The 6804-nt window shown below is 44.0% G+C and carries 10 protein-coding genes; all 10 read left to right on the top strand.

The window, feature by feature from the left end; translation table 11 throughout:
• Positions 1-181: 181 nt before the first annotated feature.
• A complete protein-coding gene (cysE, locus tag UB32_RS18805; RefSeq protein ID WP_044396701.1) occupies positions 182-868 on the top strand; it encodes a serine O-acetyltransferase in 687 nt (228 codons plus the stop codon).
• Positions 858-2255, top strand: coding sequence for a cysteine--tRNA ligase (cysS, locus tag UB32_RS18800; protein ID WP_044396699.1), 1398 nt, complete (start codon positions 858-860; stop codon positions 2253-2255). Before cysE ends, cysS begins: the two co-directional genes overlap by 11 nt.
• A 4-nt stretch (positions 2256-2259) precedes the next feature.
• Positions 2260-2664, top strand: a complete 405-nt coding sequence (locus UB32_RS18795) for a Mini-ribonuclease 3 (protein WP_044396697.1) — start codon at positions 2260-2262, stop codon at positions 2662-2664.
• A 250-nt stretch (positions 2665-2914) separates the two neighbouring features.
• The gene (rlmB, locus tag UB32_RS18790; RefSeq protein WP_044396703.1) at positions 2915-3643 is read left to right on the top strand and encodes a 23S rRNA (guanosine(2251)-2'-O)-methyltransferase RlmB; all 729 of its coding nucleotides are present in this window, start codon (positions 2915-2917) and stop codon (positions 3641-3643) included.
• A gap of 2 nt (positions 3644-3645) precedes the next feature.
• The gene (locus UB32_RS18785; protein WP_044396695.1) at positions 3646-4155 is read left to right on the top strand and encodes an NYN domain-containing protein; all 510 of its coding nucleotides are present in this window, start codon (positions 3646-3648) and stop codon (positions 4153-4155) included.
• A gap of 68 nt (positions 4156-4223) precedes the next feature.
• On the top strand, positions 4224-4874 hold the full coding sequence (sigH, locus tag UB32_RS18780) for an RNA polymerase sporulation sigma factor SigH (RefSeq protein WP_044396693.1): 651 nt from the start codon (positions 4224-4226) through the stop codon (positions 4872-4874).
• 143 nt (positions 4875-5017) lie between these two features.
• A complete protein-coding gene (rpmG, locus tag UB32_RS19695) occupies positions 5018-5167 on the top strand; it encodes a 50S ribosomal protein L33 (protein ID WP_084221914.1) in 150 nt (49 codons plus the stop codon).
• Positions 5168-5221: 54 nt separating this feature from the next.
• Complete coding sequence (gene secE, locus UB32_RS18775; RefSeq protein WP_044396691.1) at positions 5222-5404, top strand: preprotein translocase subunit SecE; 183 nt, start codon at positions 5222-5224, stop codon at positions 5402-5404.
• 160 nt (positions 5405-5564) lie between these two features.
• Positions 5565-6098, top strand: a complete 534-nt coding sequence (gene nusG, locus UB32_RS18770; RefSeq protein ID WP_044396689.1) for a transcription termination/antitermination protein NusG — start codon at positions 5565-5567, stop codon at positions 6096-6098.
• Positions 6099-6270: 172 nt separating this feature from the next.
• A complete protein-coding gene (rplK, locus tag UB32_RS18765; protein ID WP_023626445.1) occupies positions 6271-6696 on the top strand; it encodes a 50S ribosomal protein L11 in 426 nt (141 codons plus the stop codon).
• The last annotated feature ends 108 nt before the right edge of the window (positions 6697-6804 follow it).

The following is a 6804-nucleotide window of genomic DNA, read 5'->3' as shown; positions in this document are numbered from 1 at the left end:
GCCGGAGGAGCAAGAGTTGGGTCACAAAGATAGGGAATATGTGCCCGAAAAAGCTGGAGGAGCAAGAGATGGGTCACATACATTCCAAAAAAATCCTGCTAAAGCCAAATCTCGGCTCTATAAGGTGCTCACTACTGAGCAAAATTTCAAACCAATTTTTCACAAAAGGAGGATTTACTTCATGTTTAAAATGATAAAAGAAGATATAGAAGTTGTGTTTGAACAAGATCCTTCTGCGCGAAATACGCTCGAAGTGGTTTTGACTTATGCGGGATTGCATGCAATCTGGTCTCATCGTTTGGCGCATGCTTTTTATAAGCGCAAGTTTTATTTTATCGCAAGGACGATCTCTCAGATAAGCCGTTTTTTTACGGGGATTGAAATCCATCCAGGAGCAAAGATTGGCAGAAGATTTTTCATCGATCATGGGATGGGCGTCGTCATAGGCGAAACTTGCGAGATCGGGGATAATGTAACGGTATTTCAGGGGGTTACCCTCGGTGGTACAGGCAAGGAAAAAGGAAAGCGCCACCCAACGGTGATGGACAATGCGCTGATTGCGACTGGCGCGAAGGTTTTAGGTTCGATCACGATTGGGGAGAATTCTAAAGTCGGGGCAGGATCCGTTGTCCTGAAAGATGTGCCGCCAAACTCCACCGTAGTCGGCATTCCAGGAAAAATCGTTATCCAGAATGGCGTCAGAGTCAAAAAGGACTTCAATCATCGCGATTTGCCAGACCCTGTTTCAGACCGCTGTCAAGAAATCGAAAAGGAACTGGCTAAACTAAAAAAAGAATTGGAACTACTGAAATTACAAGAAGAGTTGGAAGTAGTAAGTCAAGGAAGGGGCCTGGAAAATGGGAATTAAAATTTATAACACACTTACCCGAAATAAAGAGGAGTTTGTCCCGCTAGAAGAGGGAAAAGTGAAGATGTATGTCTGCGGACCTACTGTCTATAATTATATTCATATTGGAAATGCCCGTCCTGCTATTGTTTTCGACATGGTGCGCCGCTACCTTGAATTTCGCGGTTACAATGTAAAATATATTTCTAATTTCACAGATGTAGATGATAAGCTCATCAAAGCTGCCAATGAGCTGGGAGAAGATGTACCAACTATCGCTCAGCGCTTCATTAACGCTTATTTCGAGGATGTCCACGCACTTGGCTGCAAAAAAGCCGATGCTCACCCAAGGGTAACCGAAACAATGGATTTGATCATAGAATTTATCGGTGCGCTAATCGAAAAAGGCTATGCTTATGAATCCGGCGGGGATGTCTACTACCGCACGAGGGAATTCAATGAATACGGGAAGCTTTCTCACCAGTCCATCGAAGAACTAAAGGTCGGAGCGAGAATTCAGGTTGGAGAAAAAAAGCAAGATGCTCTTGATTTCGTTCTATGGAAAGCAGCTAAAGAAGGCGAGATTTCTTGGGATAGTCCATGGGGCAAGGGTCGTCCAGGCTGGCATATCGAGTGCTCAGCAATGGCCCGTGAATACCTGGGAGATACGATCGATATCCATGCAGGAGGCCAGGACCTTGCATTCCCGCACCATGAAAATGAAATCGCCCAGTCAGAGGCATTGACAGGGCAGACATTTGCCCGTTACTGGATGCATAATGGTTATATTAATATTGATAATGAAAAGATGTCTAAGTCACTTGGCAATTTTGTCACCGTCCATGAGATTATCAAACGGCATGATCCACAGGTGTTAAGGTTCTTTATGCTGTCAGTCCATTACCGTAATCCAATCAACTACAGCGATGAACTGCTTGAAAATACGAAGGCAGCCTTCGAACGCCTGAAGACTTCTTATAAAAATCTAAAGCATCGGATTGCTGCGAGCGCTGAATTGACCGCAAACAACCAGGAATGGCTAGCTAAAATCGCTGCGATCCACAGCCAGTTCATCAAGGAAATGGATGATGATTTCAATACAGCGAATGGAGTATCTGTTCTGTTTGACTTATCCAAGCTCTCCAATCTGTACTTGATGGAGAAAAATACGTCTGCAGAAGTGATCAGGTCATTCCTGAATGAATTTGAAATTTTGTTTGGAGTTCTAGGCCTGTCGCTGACGGATGAAGATCTATTGGATGAAGAGGTCGAGGAGCTGATCGGAAAAAGGGCGCAGGCAAGGAAGGAACGGAACTTCAAGCTTGCAGATGAAATCCGTGACCAGCTGAAGGAAATGAACATCGTCATCGAGGACACTCCTCAGGGCATCAGATGGAAAAGAGGCTAAAAGGATGCTGCATTACGAAAAAACTGTTGACGAAAAACAATTAAATAGCCTGGCGCTTGCTTACATGGGGGATGCGGTGTACGAACTGTATGTCCGGCATCACCTGCTGCATAGCGGAAAGGTTCGGCCAAATCAGCTGCACAAGGAAGCTACCGCCTTTGTATCAGCTAAAGCACAGGCGAAATACCTGCATAAACTGATGGATATGGATGAGCTGTCAGAAGAAGAAATGGCCATTGTAAGACGGGGCCGCAATGCAAAATCTGGCTCTGTTCCGAAAAATACAGATGTGCAAACATACCGATATAGTACAGCTTTTGAGGCATTGATTGGTTCTTTGCATCTGGCGGGGAATGAAAGACGGATAGAAGAACTGATTGCCAAAGTATTTGCAATCGCTGCAGAATAGTCAGGAAGGAGGGTTCCAGATGAGCCAGAGACAAAAGCAAAACCAGGATCAGAACACCAGACGGAATAAGGATGACGATAAAAGCCGGAAACCCGCGCGGAAGACGGCTGAGAAACCGGAGGACAAACGAAAGAAACAAGCCAAAATCCAGGATGATCATACAAGGCGTGTCCAGAAATCCAATGCGGAGCGTGACACCAAGCAGCAAAAGCCAGAACAACAACAGGAGCAAAATGAAAATCAGGATTACATTATTGGCAAAAATCCAGTGATTGAAGCGCTGAAATCGGATCGTGATATGAACAAGATCCTGATTGCAGAGGGCTCCCAAGGCGGCCAAATGCAGCAGGTTATTGGCATGGCGAGGGAAGCCAATGTTATGGTTCAATTCGTTCCAAAAAAGAAGATCGACCAGCTTGCCACAGGCAATCACCAGGGCGTTATTGCCCAGGTAGCAGCGTATGAATATTCAGAGCTAGATGATTTGTTCGCGGCAGCGGAAAAGAAACAGGAGGCTCCTTTCTTTTTGCTTCTTGATGAAATCGAGGATCCACATAATCTTGGGTCGATCATGAGGACAGCCGACGCCTCAGGAGCCCACGGAATAATCATTCCGAAGCGGAGAGCAGTAGGACTGACGTCTACTGTTGCAAAACTCTCTACCGGTGCAATCGAATATATCCCGGTTGCGAGGGTCACGAATATGGCACAAACAATCGATGAACTGAAGGAACGCGGTATTTGGATAGTCGGAACCGATGCATCGGCGAAACAGGATTACCGCCAAATGGATGGCACAATGCCTCTAGGCCTGGTAATTGGCAGTGAAGGAAAAGGAATGGGAAGATTGATTCGTGATAAATGTGATTTCCTATTAAGCCTGCCGATGGCTGGACATGTGACTTCCTTGAATGCATCAGTGGCTGCGGCGCTTTTGATGTATGAGGTTTATCGCAAACGGCAGCCACTAGGGGAATAGATATGGATATCCTGCTTGTTGACGGCTACAATATTATCGGCGCATGGCCAGAGCTGGTCAATCTCAAGAAAAAAGATCTCTCAGCGGCCAGGGACAGACTGGTGGAAATCATGGCTGAGTACCAGGCATATACTGGCTATCGCGTCATTATTGTTTTCGATGCTTATTTTGTACCAGGCACACAAAAGAAATATAAAAATTACAAAGTGGATGTAATTTTTACAAAAGAAAATGAAACGGCGGATGAGCGGATTGAAAAGATGGCGATCGAGCTGAGCAACCGCAAAACGCAAATTCATGTTGCCACCTCTGACTATACCGAGCAATGGGCCATTTTTGGACAGGGAGCCTTAAGGAAGTCAGCAAGGGAACTGCTCCACGAAATGAATCTCATCCGCCAAAAAATAGAAAAATCGGTGAAAGTGATCCAGGAAAAGAAGCCAAGTGCAAAGATTCCGCTCTCGAAAGAAGTGGCAGAAATTTTTGAAAAATGGCGTAGAGGAGAGAAGTGAGCTGTTGACGGCTTAAAAAATTCTGCTGTATAATATTTCTAACTGTATGTGCGGGCGGGGGGATCGATATGAGTGCTGACATCAGAAATCGTTTAAATGACGCTTATTTATTGCTGGAGGATGAAGAAATTATTGAAGCGGTGCACAGGGGAGAAAGCGATGCGCTTGACTATTTGATTCACAAATACAGGAATTTTGTCCGCGCAAAGGCACGTTCCTATTTTCTGATTGGTGCGGATAAAGAGGATATTGTGCAGGAAGGGATGATCGGTTTATATAAAGCAATTCGTGATTTCCGAGAGGACAAGCTAACATCATTCAAGGCATTTGCAGAACTATGCATTACCCGTCAAATTATTACGGCAATCAAGACGGCGACAAGACAGAAACACATCCCGCTTAACTCTTATGTTTCCCTGGACAAGCCGATTTATGATGAAGAATCAGACAGAACACTGATGGATGTTTTATCCGGAACGAAAGTGATGGACCCCGAACAATTATTTATTAATCAGGAAGAATTTGACCAAATTGAAGTGAAGCTGTCAGAGCTACTTAGTGATCTTGAACGAAAAGTGCTCGCACTGTATTTGGACGGACAATCCTATCAAGAGATTTCCGAAGAGCTGAATCGTCACGTCAAATCAATTGACAATGCGCTGCAACGCGTGAAACGAAAACTTGAACGGTATCTTGAACTGAGGGAGCTGTCAGTGTAAACGAAATGCCATAATAGCGAGAAATCGGTTTTTTCCTCTCGAAAGCGTTTATTGACACAATCTATCAACCGTGTTATCTTTTTATAGATACAATAGACGGCGGTTTCATAGAATCCTGCCTGTTAAAGCGGGTGTAGATGGTAATGAACAATAAAGTGACTCTTGCTTGTCAGGAATGCGGATCTCGAAACTACTCAACTGCAAGCAACAAGCAAACGCAAACGGAGCGACTCGAGCTGAAAAAGTACTGCAGCAATTGTGGTACCCATACAGTTCATAAAGAAACGAAATAAGGTTTTCAGATAAAGCATCATATGGAATTTCGATAAGTTGGAGGGTACAAAATAATGCAGCGCATCACTAAGTTTTTCAGTGAAGTTGGACGTGAAATGAGAAAAGTCAGCTGGCCTAAACGCAAGGAATTGACTCGCTACACGATTACGGTTTTGTCTACGGTTGCGATAGCTGCTCTGTTCTTCACGGTGCTAGACCTTGGTATTTCTAAATTGATTCGCTTAATTCTTGAATAACCACCGCACACTCATGGTATAATGGAAAATATAAATGCAGAACATGGATCAAAGCCCGGATAACGGGTTTTTTGTTTGCTTGAAAAAATCACCATTACATTAGATGCAGTAAAGCTAGTGCATTTGGAAATAGGGAGGGACGGACGTTTAGTCCTCGATAATGGAAAAAAGTTGGTATGTAGTGCATACTTACTCGGGATACGAGAACAAAGTGAAAATGAATCTTGAAAAACGTGTTGAAACAATGGGCATGCAAGATAAGATCTTCCGCGTGATCGTGCCTGAAGAAGAAGAAATAGATTTCAAAAACGGCAAAAAGAAAGTTGTGAAAAGAAAGACTTTCCCTGGCTATGTTTTAGTAGAATTGGTCATGACAGATGATTCATGGTATGTTGTCCGCAATACTCCTGGCGTAACAGGCTTCGTCGGCTCTTCGGGTGCTGGATCAAAGCCAACACCATTGCTTCCGGAAGAGGTAACTTTTATTCTTAAACGCATGGGCGTCGAAGAGAAGAAAGTGGATATTAATTTCGAACTTGGTGAAACAGTCCAAGTCAGCGAAGGACCGTTTGCGAAATTCACGGGCGTAATCGAAGAGATCGACAAGGACAAAGCGAAGCTTAAAGTGCTTGTGAATATGTTTGGCCGCGATACGCCGGTAGAACTTGAATTTTCACAGATTGAAAAATTATAATCCGAAATACCTTGAAATCAACTTTAAAAAGTGGTAATATTTCATAAGTCAGTATGTCTTGGACGATTGACAAATATATGTCAAGTTCTTTATTTACTATAAAGGCTTTCGTTATGAGTGGGAGGGGAAAATCCCCTATTACCACATCACGGACTTTAAGGAGGTGTGTCTCGTGGCTAAAAAAGTAATTAAAATGGTTAAATTGCAAATCCCTGCTGGCAAAGCCAATCCGGCACCACCAGTTGGACCTGCACTAGGTCAAGCCGGTGTTAACATCATGGGATTCTGTAAAGAATTTAACGCTCGCACAGCTGATCAAGCTGGATTGATCATTCCTGTTGAAATCACGGTTTTTGAAGACCGTTCCTTTACATTTATTACGAAAACTCCTCCTGCTGCAGTTCTTTTGAAGGTAGCAGCTGGAATCCAGTCTGGTTCTGGTGAACCAAACCGTAATAAAGTAGCAACAGTCAAGCGTGATAAAGTACGTGAGATTGCTGAACAGAAAATGCCTGACTTGAACGCTGCTAGCGTTGAAGCAGCAATGCGCATGGTTGAAGGTACTGCACGCAGCATGGGAATCACAATCGAAGACTAATTTCTGCTGCAGAGGATGGAAGGGTTGCGGAGCTGAATTCGATTTCACCCGCAACCTTTTGTCTGAAACGGCGCCTATAAGGCGCCTTCGCTTTTCGTTTGTCTAGCT

This window comes from Mesobacillus subterraneus (genome assembly GCF_000934845.1).
GTDB classification, from domain to species: domain Bacteria; phylum Bacillota; class Bacilli; order Bacillales; family Cytobacillaceae; genus Mesobacillus; species Mesobacillus stamsii.
The sequence above is the reverse complement of the archived record's forward strand: the minus strand, read 5'-3'. Positions and strand labels throughout refer to the sequence as shown.